At 60.9% G+C, this 22,013-nt stretch carries 16 protein-coding genes; all 16 read right to left on the bottom strand.

What is annotated here, in order from left to right; genetic code table 11:
* Positions 1-12: 12 nt before the first annotated feature.
* A complete protein-coding gene (gene fliT, locus AC1RGE_RS15575) occupies positions 13-309 on the bottom strand; it encodes a flagellar protein FliT (protein WP_011059969.1) in 297 nt (98 codons plus the stop codon).
* A gap of 11 nt (positions 310-320) precedes the next feature.
* Positions 321-716 carry a flagellar export chaperone FliS gene (gene fliS, locus AC1RGE_RS15570; RefSeq protein WP_011059968.1) on the bottom strand — a complete coding sequence of 132 codons (396 nt, stop codon included), beginning with the start codon at positions 714-716 and terminating at the stop codon, positions 321-323.
* Between the two features lie 128 nt (positions 717-844).
* Entirely contained in the window at positions 845-2,299 is a 1,455-nt protein-coding gene (fliD, locus tag AC1RGE_RS15565; RefSeq protein ID WP_011059967.1) for a flagellar filament capping protein FliD, read from the bottom strand.
* 82 nt (positions 2,300-2,381) lie between these two features.
* Entirely contained in the window at positions 2,382-2,753 is a 372-nt protein-coding gene (locus AC1RGE_RS15560; protein ID WP_011059966.1) for a flagellar protein FlaG, read from the bottom strand.
* A 73-nt stretch (positions 2,754-2,826) separates the two neighbouring features.
* Positions 2,827-3,678, bottom strand: a complete 852-nt coding sequence (locus AC1RGE_RS15555; protein WP_011059965.1) for a flagellin domain-containing protein — start codon at positions 3,676-3,678, stop codon at positions 2,827-2,829.
* A 236-nt stretch (positions 3,679-3,914) separates the two neighbouring features.
* The gene (locus tag AC1RGE_RS15550) at positions 3,915-4,184 is read right to left on the bottom strand and encodes a hypothetical protein (protein WP_072444221.1); all 270 of its coding nucleotides are present in this window, start codon (positions 4,182-4,184) and stop codon (positions 3,915-3,917) included.
* Positions 4,181-5,470, bottom strand: coding sequence for a motility associated factor glycosyltransferase family protein (locus AC1RGE_RS15545; protein ID WP_072444223.1), 1,290 nt, complete (start codon positions 5,468-5,470; stop codon positions 4,181-4,183). Before AC1RGE_RS15545 ends, AC1RGE_RS15550 begins: the two co-directional genes overlap by 4 nt.
* An 82-nt stretch (positions 5,471-5,552) precedes the next feature.
* Positions 5,553-6,479: a ketoacyl-ACP synthase III gene (locus AC1RGE_RS15540; RefSeq protein ID WP_011059962.1), complete on the bottom strand. Its 927-nt coding sequence runs from the start codon at positions 6,477-6,479 to the stop codon at positions 5,553-5,555.
* A 231-nt stretch (positions 6,480-6,710) separates the two neighbouring features.
* Positions 6,711-7,763 (bottom strand): pseudaminic acid synthase, encoded by a 1,053-nt coding sequence (gene pseI, locus AC1RGE_RS15535; protein WP_072444225.1) that lies wholly within the window; start codon positions 7,761-7,763, stop codon positions 6,711-6,713.
* On the bottom strand, positions 7,756-9,261 hold the full coding sequence (gene pseG / locus AC1RGE_RS15530; RefSeq protein ID WP_019095433.1) for a UDP-2,4-diacetamido-2,4,6-trideoxy-beta-L-altropyranose hydrolase: 1,506 nt from the start codon (positions 9,259-9,261) through the stop codon (positions 7,756-7,758). Before pseG ends, pseI begins: the two co-directional genes overlap by 8 nt.
* Positions 9,258-9,965 (bottom strand): pseudaminic acid cytidylyltransferase, encoded by a 708-nt coding sequence (gene pseF, locus AC1RGE_RS15525; RefSeq protein WP_011059959.1) that lies wholly within the window; start codon positions 9,963-9,965, stop codon positions 9,258-9,260. Before pseF ends, pseG begins: the two co-directional genes overlap by 4 nt.
* Positions 9,966-10,062: 97 nt before the next feature.
* Entirely contained in the window at positions 10,063-11,232 is a 1,170-nt protein-coding gene (pseC, locus tag AC1RGE_RS15520; RefSeq protein ID WP_346624514.1) for a UDP-4-amino-4,6-dideoxy-N-acetyl-beta-L-altrosamine transaminase, read from the bottom strand.
* Positions 11,233-11,328: 96 nt separating this feature from the next.
* Positions 11,329-14,265 (bottom strand): TIGR00180 family glycosyltransferase, encoded by a 2,937-nt coding sequence (locus AC1RGE_RS15515; protein WP_103289638.1) that lies wholly within the window; start codon positions 14,263-14,265, stop codon positions 11,329-11,331.
* Between the two features lie 415 nt (positions 14,266-14,680).
* Complete coding sequence (locus tag AC1RGE_RS15510; protein ID WP_492584588.1) at positions 14,681-18,253, bottom strand: glycosyltransferase; 3,573 nt, start codon at positions 18,251-18,253, stop codon at positions 14,681-14,683.
* A 121-nt stretch (positions 18,254-18,374) separates the two neighbouring features.
* A complete protein-coding gene (locus AC1RGE_RS15505; RefSeq protein WP_011059955.1) occupies positions 18,375-19,943 on the bottom strand; it encodes a flagellar hook-associated protein 3 in 1,569 nt (522 codons plus the stop codon).
* A 13-nt stretch (positions 19,944-19,956) separates the two neighbouring features.
* Positions 19,957-22,008, bottom strand: a complete 2,052-nt coding sequence (gene flgK / locus AC1RGE_RS15500) for a flagellar hook-associated protein FlgK (RefSeq protein WP_011059954.1) — start codon at positions 22,006-22,008, stop codon at positions 19,957-19,959.
* Positions 22,009-22,013: the final 5 nt, after the last annotated feature.

Here is a 22,013-nt window from a genome sequence, read left to right as displayed (position 1 = left end):
ATTAACTCAACATCAACCGAACAAATGGTAAACCTTTGCCGCGTTCTGTGCTTGCTGGATCTGCGACATCTCGTCGACTATCGCCTGGCGCTCCCCTGTTGCCACCTCAAGCAGTTGCCGGTAGACCCCCAACAACTCCTCCAGATTGTCGCGCAGTGCCGCCTCGTCGACCTCAGCCTCGCTGAGCACGTCCTCCATGCATGAACGGCACGCCAGGTCCAGCTCGCCAATGGCTTGCCAGTTGCGTTCGGCCAGGGCGCCGACCAGCGCCTCACGGGTTTCTTCAATGCGTTGCAGGACAGCACTCATGGTGTTCCTCCTTAAAACTGCGGACCCGGTGCGGCAATGGCATCCCAGCCATCCTTGACCGTACGCAGCAGATCGGCGACCTCATCGAGAATCTTCGGATCGGTCTTGATATTGGCTTCAGCCAGGCGCTTCATCATGTAGGTATACAGACTGTCCAGATCCCCCAGGGTATCCAGGGAGTTTTCCAGGTCCAGGCCTTCACGCAGACCACCAATGATGCCGATGGCCTTGCTGATGAATATGCCTTTGTTGGCGATATCCTTGCGCTCAATCGCCCCCTTGGCCTGAGCGATACGATCCAGGCCGCCTTCCATCAGCATCTGCACCAGACGGTGGGGACTGGCTTCGGAGGTCTGCGCCTGCGCACCGATCTTCTGGTACTGCCGAAGGGCTAACATCGGATTCATGTAATACCTCTTCAAAACTCAAGGGTTCGTATAAGCAATATATCGACGCAACGTCAAAAAACTTTAGGCCAAATACAAAAGCCCGGAGCGCTGAAAAACGCTGCCGGGCTTTTGGCGCTGAGTGAATATCAGCCTTTTTGCTGTGCGGTCAAGGCTTCAAACATCGACGTGATGTTACTGGCGGTGGCCTTCAGCTTGCCCACCAGGGTGTCCATGTCGTTGTACTTCTTGGTCAGTACCGCTGTCAGGGTAGCCACCCGGCGATCCAGGGCATCCTGTTGATCACTGAGCTTTTTCTTGGTGATATCCAGGGTCTTGGTACGAGTGGTCAGGATCCCCTCGGTCATGCTACCCACGCCCTGGGTAAACGGCTTGATCGCGTTAGTCATGCGTTCCAGCAGACCCGGGTTGGTACCATCACCGGTAAACAGCTTCTGCACTTCACCACCGAGCTTCTTGTCGGTCATTGCAGCCGTGAATTTCTTGTCGTCGAAATCCAGTGCACCGGTCTTCTGGTTGGTGGTGATCCCCAACTGCGCAAGCACTGTCAACTTGTCGCCGGCGCCCGTTTCGGACAGTGGTGCACGAATAGCCGCCAGAATCGAACGAGGCAGCGAGTCACCAGTGAGCTGTGCCGGGATGGTCGGGTTGCCACTGTCATCCAGGGAAGGCTTGGTCAGCGTAGTAATGCCGTTGGCCACGGCGTTATAGGCATCGACAAACTTCTGGATCGAGGTTTTAAGACCCTCAGTGTTTGTGGCAACTGTCACGGTGATCGGCGTGGTAGTTGGCGCAACCAGATTGAGCTTAAGACCGGAAATGGCCTGCGTGACTGTATTGGTCTTGCTGGTCAGTTGCATGCCGTCGACGCTGAAAACCGCGTCCTTGGCCAGCCCACCGATATTGCCGGATGAGGCGGCGGAAGCCGGATTGGTATCACTCGACATCGGCTGAGTGCCATCGATCTCCAAACCGGCAATACCGCTGACAGAAATGTCGGTGCCTGCACCGGTCTTTTCGGAGCCGATCACCAGTCGCGAACCGAACGAGTCGGTCACGATGTTCGCGCTGAGCCCGGCCATGTTCATCTTCGAATCAGCGTTGATCGAGTCACGCACCGATTGCAGCGTCGCATTGGCGCCGACGGTCAACGGGTAGTTAATGCCATTTTGAGTGATGTTTAACGTACCACTCGGAATGGCACTGGTATTTCCTCCGCTAAAAGCCGCACTGGCCACTTTTGACGAAGTTGCAAGATTTTTGACGGTAACCGAGTATTTGCCGGCAACCGCATAGTTGTCTGCGGTGGCGTCTACGGTCTTGCTGTCGCTGGAGGTCGCAGCGAAACCGGCAAAGGCGGGATTCACAGAGCTTCCCAGCCCAGCAACCGACAGCGTGCTCTGGAAGGTCGACAACAACGACTGCAATGTCCCGATACCAGAAATGCTGGCGCTATTGGTGGTGGTCGCGCGATCGATCTGACCTTGCTTGGCCGCCTTGTCAGCAGCTACCAACGCCTTGACGATAGCACCGGTGTCGAGGCCGGAACCCAAGCCGGTACCCGGTAGAATTGGACTTGCCATGTGTCTCTCCCTTCAGTGTGCCGCCAGTCTTTTGACCACTACAGCGCTCAAACGTAACCAGCAACAATTTTCATGCCAGCTGTCAGGCCTTGGCACTGAACAACAGACTACTCGCATCATTCAAGCTATTGGCCAGTTTCAGCACTTCTTCATTGGGGATCTGGCGAACCACTTCACCCGAATCACTGGCAATGACTTTGACCACGACCTTTCCGGAAGGCTCGTCGATCGAGAACTCTAGATTGCGCTTGACCGACTGGACGAACTTTTCAATTTCCTGAACGGCCATTTTCAACTTTTCCTGCTCGGTCCGAGCTTCTTTCTTACTGTCCTGAGATGCGGTTTTGGCAACTGCAGGAACGACCTCTCGAGGCTTCTCCACGGGCTTGTCAGCGACAGGCGTCACCGGCTTGGCCGCTGGATAAGACAAGTTCAGCTTCACGCTCATATCCATGTCCATCACCTCTTAAAGTAAAAAAGCGAGAGAGCACGACCAGCGCACTCCCCCGCCAAAGCTTAGCCAGCTATTACTGAAGCAGTTTCAGTACAGCGGATGGCAGTTGGTTGGCCTGGGCCAGAACTGCGGTCGAAGCTTGTTGCAGAGTCTGCTGCTTGGTCAGCTGGGCAGTTTCAGCAGCGAAGTCGGTATCTTGTACGCGACCCAGTGCAGCACTGGCGTTTTCGTTGATGTTCTGCAGGTTGGAGATGGTGCTGGTCAGACGGTTCTGGGCAGCACCGAGGTCCGCACGGCTGGAGTTGATGGTAGCCAGAGCCTTGTCGATGGCGTCCATCGCGGCCTTGGTGTTGGTCTCGGCAGTGGTGCTGTCGTTACCGGTGATGTTGATGGTGCCGGAGTCAACGCCCAGGGTGGCAGCGTCGAAGCCGCTGTCCAGGGTGATGGTGATCTGGTTGGTGGAACCGGTGTTGGAACCAACCTGGAAGGTCATGGTGCCAGCGGAACCGTCGATCAGGTTCTTGCCGTTCAGGTTGGTCGACTTGGCGATACGAGTCAGCTCGTCCGACATCTGAGCAAATTCTTTGTTCAGAGCAACGCGGTCTTGGGTACCGTTGGAGTCGTTTCGCGACTGAACAGCCAGTTCACGCATACGCTGCAGGATGTTGGTGGATTCTTGCATCGCGCCTTCAGCGGTCTGGGCGATGGAGATACCGTCGTTGGCGTTTTTGATCGCCATGGTCTGACCACGGATCTGCGAAGTCATGCGGGTAGCGATCTGCAGGCCGGCGGCGTCGTCTTTTGCGCTGTTGATCTTCAGGCCGGAAGACAGGCGAGTCATCGAAGTCGACAGAGCGTCGGAAGCGCGGTTCAGGTTTTTCTGAACGTTCAACGACGTGACGTTAGTGTTTACTGTTAAAGCCATGACGAATTCCTCGTTGGTTGGGTACTGCGGCTTCCGGCCCTGGCAACCGCCGGGTAATGGCCTAGAGAACCTTCGTAATAGTTATCGTCGGTAATGCAAGTTGCTTTAGGGCTTTTTCAAAAATATTTGCCATCACCCGGCCATCCCTTGGAAAACAAGGGGTTAAGCCGACACCGAACGAAAAACTGACGCCAGAAAATACCCACCAAAAACACTCGCCCAGCCTGCCGCACCGCTCATCCACCAAACTCGGCCTGCAACCAGTCCAGCAGCTCGTACTCCAGATAGTCGGCCAATCCCAACCAGTCCTGCCCTTCCTGGCATGCCAGCATCAGGGTCAGCAATTGCGCCCAATCCTGCTGGACAGGCAGCGCAGCTCCATCCACCAACGACTGGATGGGATCGAACAGCTCAACCATGACACCCACCGCCTCGACATCACGCCCCAGACGAAACAGATCGGCGACTTCTCTGGCTCGGGAAACCATAGGCTCTAGCTGATTCATTGAGCAAAATCCGGGTGAAAGGTGGTACCGAGGATCATCGCGCCATCACGGCTGGTATTGAAAAACGCCACCTCAGGCTGACTGCTGATATAGCGCTCCAGTTCGCACAGGTAGCTGCGGAAATTAAGCTGGGTCTTGACTCGCTGCCCATGCCCATCCAGCACCCAGTGTCGGGCCGCGCCGAGTTGCGGGCCAAGATCGCCGTCATGCCAACCGGCATGGGTACGGTTCATGGGGAACGCGAAGTCCGCACCAAACAGGGTGATCCGTCGCCCTCCCATCTTCACCGCCAGATCCACGGCCGGATGAATCACGCTGCCACCGGCATGCAGCTGTGCCCGGGGTATGCGCTGGCGCAATGCCTGGAACACCGGGCTGGCGGAATACGCCACATACCGCGGCCCGAGCCAGCCCTCGAGTACCTGCGGGTCCGCCAGCGGCATATACACCAGAGCGGTGCAGTCACTGCCTTGAGCAGGCAGGTGCCGGGTGGAAATTCGCTGGTCGACACTCACCACCAGGTCCACCCGGATGCCCTCTTTGAGCAGCGGCTGGTATGCCGTGTCGACACAGATCAGCAGCGGCCGCTGCGCCTGGCCGGACACGGCGCGCAATGCCGCATAGTGATGCTCCAGGCTCGGCCCCGTAGCGATAACAAAGACTTCGCTCCCGGGATGGCGATCAAACAGCTCGGCAATATCGCGATCCATCCCAACCCAAGGCTCAATGGCAGCCAGGCGCTCGACGATATCCGCTGTATCTGCGGTAAACAAACGATTATTGAAGGAAAGATGAGTCTCGCTGATCAACCGATCGCGGATCTTCGCGTTGTAGTCATCGGCCAGCACCAGCTCGGCCGGCAGGGCGAAAAACGGCAATGCAATCTCCGGCAGGTCGCCGGCATACAACAACTCGACCCGTGAATCAGCCAGCCAGGCCTGCTGTTCCAGCAGTTGCAGCACCAGCTTGAACAGTGCGCCATTGAGAATGTGCACATACAGACGCTCCAGCCCCGGCCGCTGCAGCAACGCCATTTGCAGGTCACCCAAGCCACAGCCGTAAAGATGCAATACCGCCGCCTCAGGCAGGCTGGCGGCCTGGACCTGAGCCTCGCGACTGCGATCATGGCGACTGGTCAGCTGGACCCCGCCAATGCTCAGGGTCGAGCCAAGGCCTTCCACCAGATCCGCCTGCAGCACAGCAGCATCCTCAGCCTGCACCCGTGCCAGCAGCGCCGGCCAGCGCTCGCCAATCACCCGGGCGTTGTGTTCAAAGCTGTCGCTCATGCCGCCTCGCTTATCACTCGTGCAAAAAAATAGCGCTCAAGATTACACCTTGAGCGCTATCTGTGCCGCTGCGAGCTGAAACTCAGGAGCGGTAGATGATGGCCGATCCCCAGGACAGACCAACGCCGAAGCCACTGAGGGCAACGCGCTTCCAACTGGAATCGAACATGTGCTTTTCCAGCAGTAGCGGAATGCTGGAGGACACGGTATTGCCGGTCTCCACCATGTCCTTGATGAACTTGTCGGGGTTGCCTTCGAAACGCCGGGCCACCGCATCGACGATCGCCGCGCTGCCCTGGTGAATGCAGAAGGCATCGATATCGTCAGACTTCAGCCCCGACTCATCCAGCAACTCGTGCAGGTGTGCCGGCACTTTCAGCAGAGCGAAGTTGAACACCTGGCGGCCGTTCATGAAGAACACACCATCGGTGACCTTCAGGTGCGGAGCCCCCGAACCATCGGTACCGAACTTGGCCTTGCCCAGCTGCCAAGTGGCGTCCTCGCCCAGCCAGGTGGCCGTGGCGGCGTCACCGAACAGCATGGTGGTATTGCGATCTTCGGGATCGACAATCTTCGAGTAAGGGTCAGCGGTGACCAGCAGGCCATTCTTCAGGCCAGCAGCTTCCATGAACCCCTTGATGGCATAGATGCCGTAGACGTACCCGGAGCAACCCAGGGAAATATCAAAGGCCGCGACGGTGGTGGGCAGGCCCAGCTTGTCCTGTACGATCGCCGCGGTGTGAGGCAAACCTTCTTCGTCACCGTTCTGGGTAACCACGATCAACACATCGATGGCTTCGCGCTTGAGTTCCGGGTTAGCGGCAAACAATGCATTGACTGCTTCGACACACAGATCGGAGGTTTCTTGCCCGGCGTCTTTGCGCGGCAGGAAGGCCGAACCGATCTTGCCCAGGATGAACTCTTCATCCTTGGCGAATTTTGCACCTTGTGCGTAATTGTCCACGCCGGCTACAGGCACGTAGCTCGCAATGCTTTTTATGCCAATCATTACGGCTTCCCAATAATAAACAGCTCAATACCCCCGCGCGATGACCGAGCAGGGGCTGCCGAAAAAACACAGATACTTGCGCCGAAACACGGCGGTATCGGGAAGAACCAAGGGCTATCACTGGACCTGTCACACAGGGCTGGCGCCATCTTCCCGGGCGATACAATACAGTGAAGATGCACGTTATGACTCACAGGTCACGCTATTTTGCCGAAACTGCCATACAAAGGGCTACTCGACGAATACCCAGTCCAGCGCGGTGCCGCGCTTGAGGGCCTGGCGCGCGCGACGGCCAAGCAGGGCGTCATAGTGCTTGGGAGCGAGCCCCAGCCCGGGACGGATGGCCCGCACGTTGTCGGCGCTGAACAGCTCTCCGGCCTGCATGTCTTGGGTGACATACAGCGACCGGCGGTAAACCAGTGATTTGCTCTCGGCCTGGGTGGCGCCATAGCTGACCTGCCCCATGGCCTGCCAGGCCCGCTCGGTTTCCAGCACCAGGCTGGCCATCTCTGCAGGCTCCAGGGAGAAGCTGGCGTCGACCCCACCGGCAGCTCGATCCAGGGTGAAATGTTTCTCGATCACTGTGGCACCTAGCGCCACCGCCGCCACGGACACACCGACACCCATGCTGTGATCCGACAAGCCCACCTCACAGCCGAACAACTCCCGCAGATGAGGAATGGTCAGCAGATTGCTGTTGGTCGGTGATGCAGGATAGGTGCTGGTGCACTTGAGCAGCACCAGATCGCGGCAACCCGCCTGTCGTGCAGCCCGGACACTTTCGTCCAGCTCGGCAATGCTGGCCATGCCAGTGGAGATGATCAGCGGCTTGCCGGTAGCGGCCACCCGGCGAATCAACGGCAGGTCGGTGTTTTCAAAACTGGCGATCTTGTAGGCCGGAACGTCGAGGCTTTCCAGGAAATCCACGGCGCTCTCATCGAATGGCGTGGAGAAGGCCAGCATGCCCAGGGCCTTGGCCCGGGCAAAGATCGGCTGATGCCATTCCCAGGGTGTGTGGGCCTGTTGGTACAGCTGGTAGAGCGATGATCCGGCCCAGAGGCTGTCCGGGTCCTTGATGAAGAACTCGCCCTGAGCGAGGTCCAGCGTCATGGTGTCGGCGGTATAGGTCTGCAACTTCAGTGCATGGGCACCGGCCCTGGCCGCTGCCTCGACAATCTGCAAGGCCACATCCAGCGACTGGTTATGGTTGCCGCTCATCTCCGCAATGATCAACGGCCCATGGCCGGCGCCCACGAAGCGCGAGCCAATCTTGAAACTAGTCATCTAGATGTTCCTTCAACATACGGGTGAATTCGCAGGCGCCTTGGCGATAGCCAGCCCGGCGAAACAAACTCAGCGACACTTGGTTATTCGACAGGACCTGTGCCCGCAGGCGCTGCACATCGGGCCAATGGCGCAGCAGGCAGGCCTCCCCCTGCTCCAGTAGAACCTGCCCCCAGCCTAGGCCGAAGCGTCCGGCAAACAGGTAGATCGACACCTCGGCCTGCCCTCCCTCCCGGTCATAACGCAGCATTCCCAGAGGGCCATCTGGCAACTCGGCGATCAGCAGCAAACACTGTGGGTCGCTCAGACAGGCCTCCAGCCACTGCACATGGTTCCACCAGTCGATGGCCTCGGGCTGCTGCGACCAGCGCCTGACCAGATCACTATTGCGCCCGTCAAATAGCAGCCGGGCATCGTCAAGGGTCGCCGGTCGCAGACGAACTGCCGCCGCGAACAGCGCCGCGGCCACCCGCTGCGAGCCCAGGCCATCGACCAGTTTCCGGGCACGAGCAGCCAGGCTATGGCGCAGCCCAGGGTTGCCCAGCATGAGCTTCACGGCATCGCGCAGTTGTCCGACTTCCACCTGCTCACAAGGCCCCAGGTACAAGTGGGCACCCGCTTCAGCCAACAGCCGGGCATTGGCCTGCTGATTGCCGGCCACGGTGATGCACAACGTAGGCACGCCCAGCACTGCACGCTCCCAACTGGTACCGCCCCCGGCCCCCAGGCACAGGTCTGCTTCGGCCAGCAACCCGGCGAAGTCGTTCACATAACTGTGCAAGTGCCAGTTCGGCCGGTCTGCTGCCAGCATCTGCATGGCCTGCCAATCCGGGTTGCCACTGCCAGCAACAAAATCCACCTGCAGTTCATGCAGGTCCGCCAGCGCCAGCATGGCCTTGTGGGTCTGGCCGGCAGCATCAAAACCTCCAAAGTTCACCAGCAGCCGCTGGGCCTGCGGCCGAATCAGGATCGGAGGGCGCCGGAACTCCTCACGCAGCAAGGCAAAGTGCGGCCCGAACAAGGTCCGGCACTGTGTGCCGTACAACCCGGCATACGCCTCGGCCGAACCACTGAAGTTCTGGTCCAGCAACAGATCTGCGGCATGCCGGCGGTTGGCCAGATCATCGATCGCGGCGATCCGCGGCGCCCATCGGCGAGCTGCGCTTTGCCACTGATGATCAAGGCCGTAGTGATCCACCAGCACCCAGTCGAAGGCCGGCTGATCTACCAGGGCTTCCTGCAGTGCCGCGATATCGGCCTGCCAGGGCAAGGGCGCTTCGATACCCAACCGAGGGTTCTCATCGGTATAGAACTCAGGCAGTGCAAAGGTCGGAAAACCTTCAGCTTGCAAGGCCGCCAAGCGATTGCCGGGCAGGCGACGGCAGGCGAATGCAACTTCGGCCCCCTGCTGGCGCAACACCTGAGCCAGGGTCAGGCAGCGGGCCACGTGGCCGCTGCCGATCGCCGGCGAGGCGTCAGCCCGGATCAGCACCCTCACTCCAGCTCTCCTGCGGCCTTGAGCGCGGCGTACAGGTATTGCGCCCGCCGCCAATCCTCGTCGGTGTCGATATCCTGAACCAGGTGACGCGGCAGGATCACCGGCAAGCTGCGAGAAGAGAACAACGCCTCCCCCTCCAGCCAGGCCTGGCTTCTACCCCAATAGAACTGCGCCGCATCCTGATAGGCCACGGGCAAATCCTGGGAGCGGGCTTGACTGAACTCCGGATACAGCGCGCCCAGAGCGCCCTGCTCGTCTAGCGTCAGCGCCCGTTGCACCGGAAAACCAAAACTGCACACCGAAAAGGCAAACGACCTGTCCTGATGCTGCTCCAGCAACGCCAGCCCCTGGCGCAAAAAACGCAGTTGCAACAGGGGGGCGGTGGCATAGATGCAACAGGCATATTCGAATTGCTGCCCCAGCTCCCGCAACGCTTGCAAGGCATGCACGATCACCGCCGCAGTGCCGGTGAAGTCATCCGCCAGAGCCTGCGGTCGGACAAAAGGCACCTCTGCGCCACAGGCAATGGCCAGCTCGGCGATCTCGGGATCGTCGGTGCTGACCACCACGCGCTGGAACAACCCCGAACCCAGCGCCTTATCGATAGAACGGGCGAGCATCGGCACGCCATCGAAGGGCTTGAGGTTCTTCCTCGCAATTCGCTTGCTGCCACCTCGGGCAGGGATCAAGGCCACACAACTCACACATCGCGCTCCACGCAATAGGCCCCCGCCTCGTTCAAGCAACCAGGACCTGACGATGCAGGCTGAGGGAAGCAAGGTCCAGCCATGGCAAAAACCGTCAAAGCAGAATCCGCCGCATATGTGCCACCACTTCATCTTGCAGCGCGTCGGTCAGCTCCGGGAAAAGAGGCAGACTGAGAGCCTCAAGGAAGTAGCGCTCGGCTTGGGGGAAGTCTCCCTCGGCGAACCCCTGCTCCTGATAGTAAGGCTGTAGATGCACGGGAATGTAGTGCAGGTTTACCCCAAGGCCCGCTGCGCGCAGCGCATCAAAGACCTGCTTCTGACTCAGGCTGATACGGCTCAGATCCAGCCGCACCACATACAGATGCCACGCCGAATCGGCGCCCTCCTGCAGAGTCGGCAGGGTCACAGGCAGATCCGCCAGCAGCACCTGGTAACGCGCAGCGAGCTCGCGGCGTCGAGCCACAAACTCATCGAGCCGCGCCATCTGCGACAAGCCCAGTGCAGCATGCAGATCGGTCATTCGATAATTGAAACCCAGCTCCAATTGCTGGTAGTACCAGAGCCCGTTATCCGGAACCTGCATCAACCCCGGATCACTGGTAATGCCATGGCTGCGCAAACGCCGCATCCGCTCGGCGTACTCCGGATTATTGGTGAGCACCATTCCGCCTTCGGCGCTGGTAATGATCTTCACTGGATGAAAACTGAAGATGGTCATCGCCGCATGGGCCCCACAACCCACCGGACGCCCCAGATAGGAAGCCCCCACCGCATGGGCTGCATCTTCGATCAGGACAAAACCGTAGCGCCGGGAAAGCTCGGCGATAGCCTGCATATCGGCACTCTGGCCGGCAAAAGCCACCACCACAACAACCTTCGGCAAGGTGCCGTTGCGCTCTGCCACTTCAAGCTTCTGCGCCAGCAGGTTCGCATCCATGTTCCAGGTATGCGGATCGATGTCAACGAAGTCTACCCGGGCCCCACAGTAGCGCGCGCAATTGGCCGAGGCGACGAAGGTATTGGGGCTGGTCCACAGCAGGTCCCCCTGCCCCAGGCCGGCAGCCAGACAGGCAATATGCAATGCCGCCGTGGCATTACACACAGCCACTGCATGTTCGGCCTGGCAATACTCGGCCAACCCACGCTCAAAGCGCTCAATGGTCGGCCCCTGGGTCAGCCAGGGAGACTCAAGCACTTGCACCACAGCATCAATGTCGGCCTGACTGATGCTTTGACGCCCATAGGGAATCCGATAGGGAGTCATGATGGCAGTCCATTGCAGACCGGCCTGCTCAGGCACTCAGACACCCGGTGAAGCATCAATAGGCTGTTGTGCATGTGGATCTCCTTGGGGCAGTGATCAATTGGACAGCAACTGCTGCCAGTCCACCCGGCTCGCGGTCCCCAGCGCAAAGCCCTTGCCAGTCAACGCCAGGTTCTGGTTGTAGGCCGTATCCTGCGCAAAGCGCGCCGCCCATTTGTCTTTCAGGGCTGCCAAGGCCTGTGGATCTTGCGCCAGGGTGCCGGGATGCATGACCTGCGCTTGCGGAGTCAGGACGGTGAGATAACCGGCATCGGCCACCTTCAGGCACAGGTCGACATCGGCGAAGGCCTGGTCGAAATGCTCCTCGTCCAAACCACCTACGGCCTCGAACAACGCCTTGGCGATCATCAGGCAGACGCCGGATACCGCCGAGTAGTTCTTCTCCACCCAGAGGCTGTTCATGTAGCCCGGAGCATCCTTGGCCTCTCCGGCGAAGGCTGCGCCCAACTGGCCATTGAGGCCGAGGATCAGGCCCGCCTGGGTGGTCATGCCGCGCTCATTCACCAGCCTGGCGCCGACAATCCCGATCTCCGGACGCTGTACCTGGTTGAGCAGGCTGTCGATCCAGTTGGCATTGACCACTTCGGCATCGGCCGAAAGCAGCAACAGGTACTCCCCCTTGGCTTCAGCGCAGGCTGCATTGTGCAGTGCCGAAGTGCTCACCCGCTGGCCGCTGCGCAACACCCGGATCCGCTCCCCCTGGCGTTCCAGGCTGGCCAGCCAGCTATCGAGTTCGGCGTTCTGGCTGTGGTTCTCGGCAATCAGCACCTCGTAACGCTGGTAGCGGGTACGTTGCAGCACACTCACCAGACAGCGTTGCAGCTCGGCGAAGTTGTCCTGGCTCGGCAGAATGATCGAAACCAGAGGCCGCTCGGCATGTTGATAGTCGATCTGGTAGGTCCCTGGCTGGGCAGAACTGACCTGAGCCCGATACCCACGATTGGCCAGGTGACGGCTCAGTACCTGGCGCTCCTCGGCATTTTCCCCGGCTGGCGCAGCCTGGCAGATCAGCAGCGGCTCGGCGAGATGAGCCAGGCCGGCCAGACCGCCGTCTTCGATCAGGCGCAGAACCAGATCCAGCTCGACGGCCCGAGCAAACTCGCGATTGAACCCACCTGCCTGCACCAGCACTTCACGGTGCAGCAGCCAATGGCGCGCCATCAGATTGGGGGCGCTTTGCAGCAGGTCCAGATTGACTCCGGGACGGAACACGTGACGCAAGGTGCCATCGGCTTGCCGCTGCACCTCATCCATCGCCACGGCCCTGATGCCTTCGGCGCCCAGCAACTCCAGGCTTGCCCGCAGCAGCCCGCTTGCGGTGAGCTGGTCACCCGCCTCCATCAGGAGTACCCAGTGCGCTGTGGACTGCGCCACCAGCTGATTCAGGCGCTCGATATAGTTGCCCTGGCTGACCTTGACGAAGTGCACAGTGTCCTGTGCCGTGGTCATCGCCGGCAGATCGCCGGTGGTCAGCACCACCAGCTTGAATGCCTTGCAGTGGTTGGCCATCAGGGAATCGAAAGTGGCTTGCAACTTGATCATGTCGGCGTCGAGGTCGAGCAGCAGAATCTGAAACTGCGGCCCACCGGCGCGCCTTCCCAGCAGATGGGCGATCGACTTGAACTGACCCGGTTTCGGGCCACGGCCTTCCAGCCAGCTGAACAACTGCCCGGACTGGGTATTGGCAAACAACGCGCTGCTATCGGTGGCCGGCAGCGCCTTGAGGCGGGCTGCCCACTCCTGCAGTTCGCGGAACACCTCCACTTCGTCGGTATCGCGCATCGACTCGGCAAGGCGCTTGACCACGGTGAAGTTGAACAGGTTCAGCGCCATGGCTTCCCACAGCCGGCTGCGAAGGGTTCGCGCCGTGTCATTCGAGTGCACCCGCAGCAATTCCTCCTGCTTGAGCAGCACCCCTTCCAGCTCATTGAGCTGCAGGCGCCCCGCAGGCATCGCATGCACAAGAAACTCGATCTGCGTCAACAGATCGAACATCGGCTGGTTGTAGAACGGCATTTCGACAAACTGCTCCGAGCCGAAAGCACGCACCGGGTCCTTGCCGACCTCGCTCCAGGTGGAGCGAAAGATCATCACACCCTTGAGCGAACGGCCACTTTCAAGGCACTCGGCCAAGGCGGCAAAGCTGTCCAGCGCCAGCTGCTTCATCTGCTGCGCATCCGGGCCTTCGCAGTTGTGCGGCAGGGTCGCAAGAAACTCGGCAAATTGCTGATGCTGGGCCAACGAGCCGGCATCCTTGCTGCTCAGCAACGCCTGAATGCGGGCGGTGCGCTCCAGGGCCTCCCTATTGGCCTCACGAACAATGAACGGAACCGGCAGGATCCGCGCCTTGGCAGTGGCCAACAGGAAGAAGGCGTAACCTATATCCAGCCACTCGGTGCTCACCGCAGGTGGCAACTGGCTGTACCACTGGCGCAGCACATCGGTGCGGGTCACGGCATTGAAGGGGCTCAGGTAATGCCCCATGAAACTCATGATCCGCTCACGCCCGTTCGCGGCGGCGAAGTCTTCGGGCCCCTTGCGATCGCGCAGGTAATAGCTGGTTTCCAGGACCCGCGCCGAATACATCAGGCCATAGCCATGGCAGACCGCGTAATCGGGGTGGGCATCAAGGAAAGCTAGCGCGGTGCTAATCCCATCGGCGATCAAAAAGTCGGTGTCGCTGGCAATCGCCAGGTAGGGCGTGTCGACCAGGCCCACACCGTAAGTCAGCTTGCCCTGCTGGTCCTGCCGGGAAAACTGTGGCACGTGGCGGTAATCCACCTTCGGGAATTGGCGAGCCAGAGACTCGTCCGCCTTTTCCGAGGAATCCAGAACCAGGATGGAACAGGCAAAGCTGCTGTAGTAGCGCAGCGCTCGCTGTGCCAGCGCCTTGGCCTCGTGGGTCAATAGCACCAGAGTGAAACGCTCACTCATCGGGGCTGCATCCTCGTTTGCTTTTGTTTGAACCCACATCTGTCCATTCCCTCATCCGGCTGATCGCCTGGAACCTCAAATCATTAATGTTGTACGAACCCGATCCCGGCATGTCCCTCTCGGCTCATCCATCCCGCGAGCGCAACTGCGCCCCTGGATGCGCCAAAGAATTGGCTTGAGAACTGCTCAACACCTGGCCAACGCTACGCCTGACTCCAGGCACCGGCCACAACAGGCGAGCCGGAAGCTACCCGCACGCGTGCGCTACACCCATGAGCGCCGGAAGACACACCCGATCATCGACAGCGTTCGTTTTATGACAATTGCCAGCAAGGCTGCAGGAAACGCGCCAGTTCCATCGGTGCGTAGAGCGCAGCCCCCGCCACTGCGAGAGGCCACGCAAGAAACAAAAAAGCCACGCTTGGCAGGCGTGGCTTTTTTTGCAGCGGTTTCTTCAGTCTGCCAACCAGCCCCACATCCAGTGCTGCAGGTTGTCGGGGCCCAGCATGAAGTCGCGCCGCACCGCCTCGCGCAATTCATCTCCCATGCGGTGGCTGGCAACAGGGTCGCTGAGGTGCATGCGGATCGCCTGCAGCCACTCTTCGGTCGTGTTGCTGCGAACCCTGGTGCACGGCAGGAAGCCACGATAGGCCTCAGTGTCGGTGCAAATGACCGGGTAGCCGCAGGCTCCGTACTCCAGCAACCGCAAGTTGCTCTTGCAGTCATTGAAAATATGGAACTCCAGAGGTGCCAGAGCCAGGTCGAGGTTCAGGCTGGCGAGCTTGAGGGGGTAAGCCTGCAAGCCGATCGCCGGATGGAACTCGTGCACATAAGGGCGCAAGGCGTCGGGGCACATGCCGAAGAACACCCATTCCACCTCAGAGGCCAGTTCACGCACGACATCGGCAATGACCTCCAGGTCCCCGGTGTGACTGGTGCCCCCACCCCAGCCGACCCGCGGCTTGCTGGAAGTACCGCGACGGCTGCTCAGCCCCGCCCAGGGCTCAGGGGCGAGCATATTGGGTACTACCCTGATATCGCTGTGCATGTCCGACAGGACATCCGCCAGCGGCTGAGTGGTGACCACCAGCCGATCGCACAGGGCAATGCCGTCGCGCAGCATCTGCTCGATGTTCGCCGGCTTGTTGCGAGCATGGCTGTTTTTCTTTGGCGCGCTGACCACGTAATCATCGAGTTCGAAGACCCGCAACGCACTGGAGTACTTCTTCATTCGCAGAATGTCGCTGGCCGCGCCGTCGCTGTAGCGCCCCTGGAGCACGATGGTATCGGGCGACAAACGCTCGATTTCCACGGTGGTCGGAGATTCGTATGCCACCCGAGCGATGACCCTGCCTGCAGCTTCCAGCTCGCGCAGTGGCCCGGTGACCCGGTAATGCCCGACCGCGCTGCTGTTGACCGGCAAGCCGAGCACCAGCGGCAAGGCTCGTGAGCAGAACGGGTTCCAGTTGTTGCGCAGGCTGGGTTCCAGGCTGAAACTGGAGAACCCCAGGCTCAGGGCCGGATTGTAGGCTGGATCGCGAGCGATCTTCGGCAGCCACTGACGGTAGAAGCGCTCCTGTTCAGCCTCCTGCATCTGCTGCTGCCCAGGCGCCTGCGGTGGCGCCAACGCCGGGGCCAGCATCAGGGTGGCGTGGGGGGTCCAGACCACCAGGTAGCCATCGCGATCGACGCGCAGGCACAGGTCGGCTTCACCCAGGTCAGCGCCGAAACTCTGTTCATCCAGCCCGCCCAGACTGTCGAACACGTCCTTGCGGATCATCAGGCAGTCGCGGCTGACCGCACTCCAGTTCTGCACCACCTGCAGACGCTGCATATAACCACGGGCACCCAGTGCCTCGCCGATGAACGGCGAGCCCACGGGCCCAGACATGCCCAGTACCTGCCCGGCATGCAGGATGGAGCCATCGGTAGCAAGGATGCGCGCCCCCACGACAGCCACCTCCGGACGCTGGGCCTGGTTGAGCAGCTCGTCCAGCCAGTCGCTGGTGCAGATCCGTGTGTCGTGGCTGAGCAACAGCAGGTAGTCGCCGCGAGCCTGGGCCGCAATGCTGTTGGTCAAGGCCGCCTGGTTGGCGGGGCCGGCATAAGGCAAGACCCGCAGCATGTTGCCCCCCAACTGCCCCATGGCCGCCAGCCAGTCAGCCATGTCCGGGTCGCGACTGCCGGCAGCCACCAGCAGGATCTCGTAATGGTTGTAGGCGGTCTGCTCGATCAGGCCTTCGACGCAACGCTGCAAGGCCGGCAGCGAATCCCCGCAGGTGATGATGATCGACACCAGCGGCCGCGCACCGTGCTGATAGTCGATGCGATTGAGCAAGGGCAAATCATCATGGCGGATCCGGCACTGCACGCCGATGCGCTGCAAGTGCGCAGCGACCAGCCCCTCACTGGCTTCGATGACCTGGGGCCGGGACAGCCACTTTGCGAACGGGAACTCGGACTCGATCTGGATATCGGCAATATGCTCGATGGTTTGCGGGCCCACATTTTCCACCAGCCGCCACAACAGATCCTGGGGCGCCAGCTCGCCACGTGCGCAATCGAAGCCTCCCTCGCTCAGGAAACGCTCGCGGGAAAAGGCCAGCGAGCGCCCGACATAAGGGTAGGCACGCATCAAATCGAGGTTGAAGTCGGGCTTGAACACCGGTTCGGTTGACTGACCATCAAGCAATGCGCCTTCGTCACTGTAGGCGCAGAGCATGGCCGGGGTGTTGGCGATCCGCTCGGCCAGCACCAGCAATGCCGTGTCACGCAGTTGGTCACCCGACTGCAACAGATAGAACCAGTCACAGGTATCCAGGCGAGGGATCAGTTCGTTGAGTTGCCCGGCCCAGTCGGCCCGCAAGGGTTGACGCAGCACAGCCTCCCCGGCTGTACCGGCAGCGGTGGACAACACCACGATCGTTTCGGCTGGGTACAACTGGCCGGCCAGGCTGCCCAGCGTCCGCTCGAGAGCGGCGCCATCACCTGCCAGGTCCATGACGATCGGCACGATCCGCACCCGCCGCGGCCAGCTTTCGATGCGCTGCGGCAGCAACCGCTGTTCCGCCGCCGACAGGCAGCGTGCCGCCAGCCATTGCTGGTAGAACTCCTCGTAGCTTTGACTCTCGCCCCCTACCCGACCGTTGACCACGGCGCTGCGATTGCCGAGCACATGGAGCACCCCCAGCTCACGCCATGGCCGTGGCTGCTCGGCGGCTCGCGCCAGTTCAACGTAACGCACCCAGCCCGCAGCGGGCGCCGACTCGCCAGAACGCTCGGAGAGCATCCGCAATAGCCATTCCCATTCGGTGGCAACGGCCTTGAGCACTTGCGGCGTGCGGCTGAAACGCCCCTGATACAGGCGCTCGCAACTCAACACGGTGGACAGGGCCGCCAGATTGCCGCGGCGCATCAGGCAGATGAACAGCGCCAGGTCCAGCAAGGCGACAAAACCGGCGCCCTTGTGGATCAGGGCTGGCAGTACCTCCAGCACGTCGGCTCGACGCATCAGTGCCGCACTGAAGTTGCCGAGGAAGTTTTTCCGCGTGCCCTCGAAGATCGCCAGCATGTCATCGCCTTTGAGCAGCACGTCGAGCGGCGCAAAGCGGCAGTTTTCAATCCGCGGCGGAAGAATGGAGTTGCCTTCGTCGTTGAACACCCGTAGTGCGAACACCAGATTGACCTCAGGGTGCTCGATCAGCACTTGCGCCTGCAGGGCGATGCTCGGCGCAAACAGCCGGTCATCGTCGCAAAGCACCTTGATCAGCTCGCCCCGGGCCTCTTTCACGCAGCGCAACAGGTTTTTCTGCAACCCCAAAGGTTGCGGGTTGCGCAAGTAACGCACCGGGTGCGCGGGTTCGCTCAGCCCTTGTACAACCTGCTGGATTTCATCGCCGGGACTGTCGTCGCAAACAACGATCTCCAGTGGCTGATAGGTCTGCGCCAAGGCACTTTCCAGAGCCTGGCTGAAGAAGCGTGGGTTGAAGGCGGGAATGACGATGCTGACTAGAGGGGCTTGGCTCACGGCGGGAAACTCTCGAGCGGCGAGCCCTGGCCAGTGATGCCAGGGCTGCAAGACCGCTTAAAAAAGACGGCTGGCTGCTCGAAGATCGCGGCGTCCGGGCGCCAGCCCGAACGCCACGCACTCAGACCTTGTTGAACAGACCCAGTTGGGCAATCTTGCTGAAGGCCAGCTGCGAGGCTTGCAGCATGGTCTGTTGCAGGGTCAGGCGGGTCATCACTTCGGCCGGATCGGAGTCGCTGATGGCCGAGCGGGTCTTGGTGTTGGCAGCTGCCAGGCTTTCGTTGATTTCGGTCTGGGTGTCCAGGGCCGAACCACGACCACCCACCGAACTGATACCGATGGACAGCTGGTCGATGCCACTGGCCAGGTTGGCCATCCCCGAGGCGAGGTCGGCCAGTTGCTTCTGGGTCGCCAGGGTGTTGCCGGCGGTTGGCGTGTTCAAGGCGTTTTTCAGCTGGCTCACGGTATCCAGTATGTTCTGGGTCTCGTGGGTGTTGACCGACACACTGAACTGATCGTTGGCCGCCGGAGAAGGCGCGCCGGTCAGGGTGAAGCTCACGCCCGCCGCGGTGGCGACGTTGCCCGGCCCGACCACGCCCGAGGACACCGGCTTGCTATCAGCGGTCAGTGGCGCAGCGTACAGATCGAAATTGGTAGCGCTGGTGAACTTGAGGATCGCCGAACCACTGGGGAAGGTGGAGTTGTAGGCCACCGGATCGGTAATGCTGGTGTTCGAGACCTGAGTCATGCTCGGGTTGCCCGGAGAGCGCGCCACGTTGAAGGTGTCCGGCTTGGAGCCCAGGGTGAAGGTATGCCCCGGCAGCACGGCGTTGGCGTCGTCACCGGACTTGAGGTTGACGTTCAGGCTCAGGTCGACCCCACGGAAGCTCACGGTCTGGTTCGGCGCAGTGCCGAAAACACCGCCTTTGCTGGCCTCGGCCGTCACATCGTTGCCACTGCCGTCGACGATCTTCAGCTGGGTGCCCGACACGAAGGACACGGTGTAAGGCTCGCCGCTGCGGAACTGGCTGTTGTAGGCACCGTTGTTGGCCACCTGGCCGTTGGACAGGGAAATCCGCCCGTCATCCACGGCTGGCGCGGTCATGGTGACCTGGCTGCGGCTGGTGTTCAGTGCCTGCTGGAACACATCCCAACCGGTGCTGTTGGCGGCCATCATCATGGTGTCGCCGACCGGCAGTTGCAGGCTGCTCTGGTCACCGTTGTAGCTGTAGGTGCCATCGGAGTTGCGACTGAACGGCGGAACATCATCCTTGGAGCCACCGAAGATGTACTTGCCGTTTTCGTCCTGGGAGTTCATCAGGCTCAGCAACTGCTCTTCGATCTGCCCCAGTTCCGAAGCATTGGCCTGGCGGTCGGCGTCGGTGTAACCGGCGTTGCCGGCACCGGAGGCCAGTTCCTTGGCGCGGGCCAGCACGTTGTTGATGCTGGTCATCACCGATTCGGTCTGGCCCAGGGAGGCCTTGATCGAGTTGGTGTTGGTCTTGTACTGGTCCAGCAACGAAGCCTGTTGGCCCAGCTGCAGCAGGCGCGCGGCACCTACCGGATCGTCGGCAGCGGTCTTGACGCGAACCAGGCTGCTGGCCTCTTCGCTGCTCTGGACCACTTTGGAAAAGTTCTTCTGGTAGTTGGTAGCCGAGGACTCGTAAAACTGGGAGGTGGAAATGCGCATGGGCTACGACTCCTTAAAGGCTGTTGATCAGCGTGCTGAAGGTTTCCTGCGCAGCCTTGATGATCTGCGACGACGCTGTGTAGTACTGCTGGAACTTGACCAGGTTGCCGGTCTCATCATCCAGGTTGACCCCGGACAGCGAGTCCCGGGCGCCCTTGGCGTTAGCCAGGATGGTGCCGGTAGCGGCGCTGTCGAGGCTGCCCTGACTGGCCTTGGCGCCGACGTTCTCGATCAGCTTGCCGTAGGCATCCACCAGGGTGATGCCTTTGCTGGCAGAACCTGTATCGACTGTCTGCTTGCTCTGCAAACCGGCCAGCGCCAGGCCGTTGCGGTTGTCCGAAGAGCCGGCGCCGTTCACCGAGATGTTCATGCTGTCGCCGGCAGCGGGAGCGCCGGCCACGGTCATCTGCACGCCGAACGTCTTGGTCACCGGTGGCGTGCCGCCGTCGGTGATCGGCGCACCGCTGGCATCCAGCATGTTGATCTGCAGGTTGAGGGTGTTGGTCTGCCCGGGAACGATGGAGCCGCTGCCCATCTTGTTGCCCTTGGCATCGAAATAGTCGTAGCTCTGGCTGCCGCCTGCCGGCGCATTGAACACCACTTTGACCGGGCCCGAATTCTTGATTGCGGTCTGCATCTCAAGCTTGGCTGCGGCGTCGTAGTTGTCGATCGGCACGCTCAAGGAAGGCTGCGCGGAAATGCTCAGGGAGCTCTTGAGCCCGGCAGCCAGCTCGGCCTTCAGCGGAGCCGCGAGGGCCAGGCGCTTGGGGTCGGTCATTTCGGTCTGGATGGTGGTAGCGGCATTGCGGGTCGGGGTGATCTTGAAGCTGTCACCGGCACCGACCGTACCATTGAGCTTCAGCGAGAAGCCATCGATCACCGGTGCCGGGCTGGTGGTAGTGCTGAAGCTGCCCATGTCGGTGCCATCGGAGCGCTTGACGCTGTAGTCGGTGGCACTGCTGAAGGTCACGGTGTAGTCGCTGGTGCTCAGCTTGCCGGTGTCCTTGATGGTGACATCGAAGTTGCCCGAGCCTGCGCTGTTGGTGGCACTGCCAATGCTGCGCTGGCTGATCATCCGGGCACTGTTGATGTCGTTGAACAGGTTGCCGCCGAAATCACCGTTCTTGTCGATGCCCTGAGCCATCAGGCTGTTCATTTGGTCGGCAACCACGAGGGCTACTCGGCCCAGCTCGTTCATCGCCGGATCCAGCACTTCGCTGCGGTAGCGCAGCAGGCCGCCGATCTCGCCACCGGTGGTGAGGTTGGTGATGTCGATGCTGCTCGAGCCCCGGTTCAACTGCAGCGCGGAGCGGCTCGGGTCGTTCTTGCCCTGCACCACTTCCAGGGTATTGGCCGAGTTACCCATGACCAGCGGCTGGCCGCTGCCCAGGTACAGGTCGACGCTGGAGCCACGCTCCGAGACCTGCACGCCGATGAAGGTCGAAAGCTGGCGCACGGTTTCATTACGCGCATCGAGCAGATCGTTGGGCATGCCGTTACCGTTGGTCGACAGCTCGGAAATCTTCTGGTTGAGCTGGGCCACGGTGTTGGCCAGCTTGTTGACCTGGTCCGCCATGTTCGCCAGGTTGCCGTTGATATTGGTGTTCTGCTGGTTGAGCTGGCTGGATACCGAGTTGAAACGGTTGCTCAGGGCCTGGGTGTCGCTGAGCAGCAACTGCCGGGAAGCCTCGTCGGTAGGCTTGGCGTTGAGGTTCTGCACCGAGGCGAAGAACTTGGTCAGGGCGCCGGTCATGCCGGTGCCGCTGTCCGACAGCAATTGGTCGATCGGACTGATCTGCCCCTGGAACGCCGCGGCATCGCTGTTGAGCGAGGTGGCGGTGCGCAACTGGGCATCGAGGAAGCTGTTATAGACCCGGCGCACGTCCGCCAGGGTGGTGCCGGTGCCGATGAAGACGTTGCCATTCTGGCTGGAGGCCTTGGTGCCCTGCACGGTCTGCTGACGCGAGTACCCGGCGGTGTCGGCGTTGGCAATGTTGTTACCCGTGGTCATCAACGACGTTTGGCTGGCGGCCAGCCCCGACATCCCGATATTGAGCAAACTCATGATTC

The sequence above is a fragment of the Pseudomonas sp. GW823-FHT02C05 genome (assembly GCF_058797595.1).
Note: the sequence above shows the minus strand (reverse complement) of the source record. Positions and strands in the feature narration are given on the sequence as shown.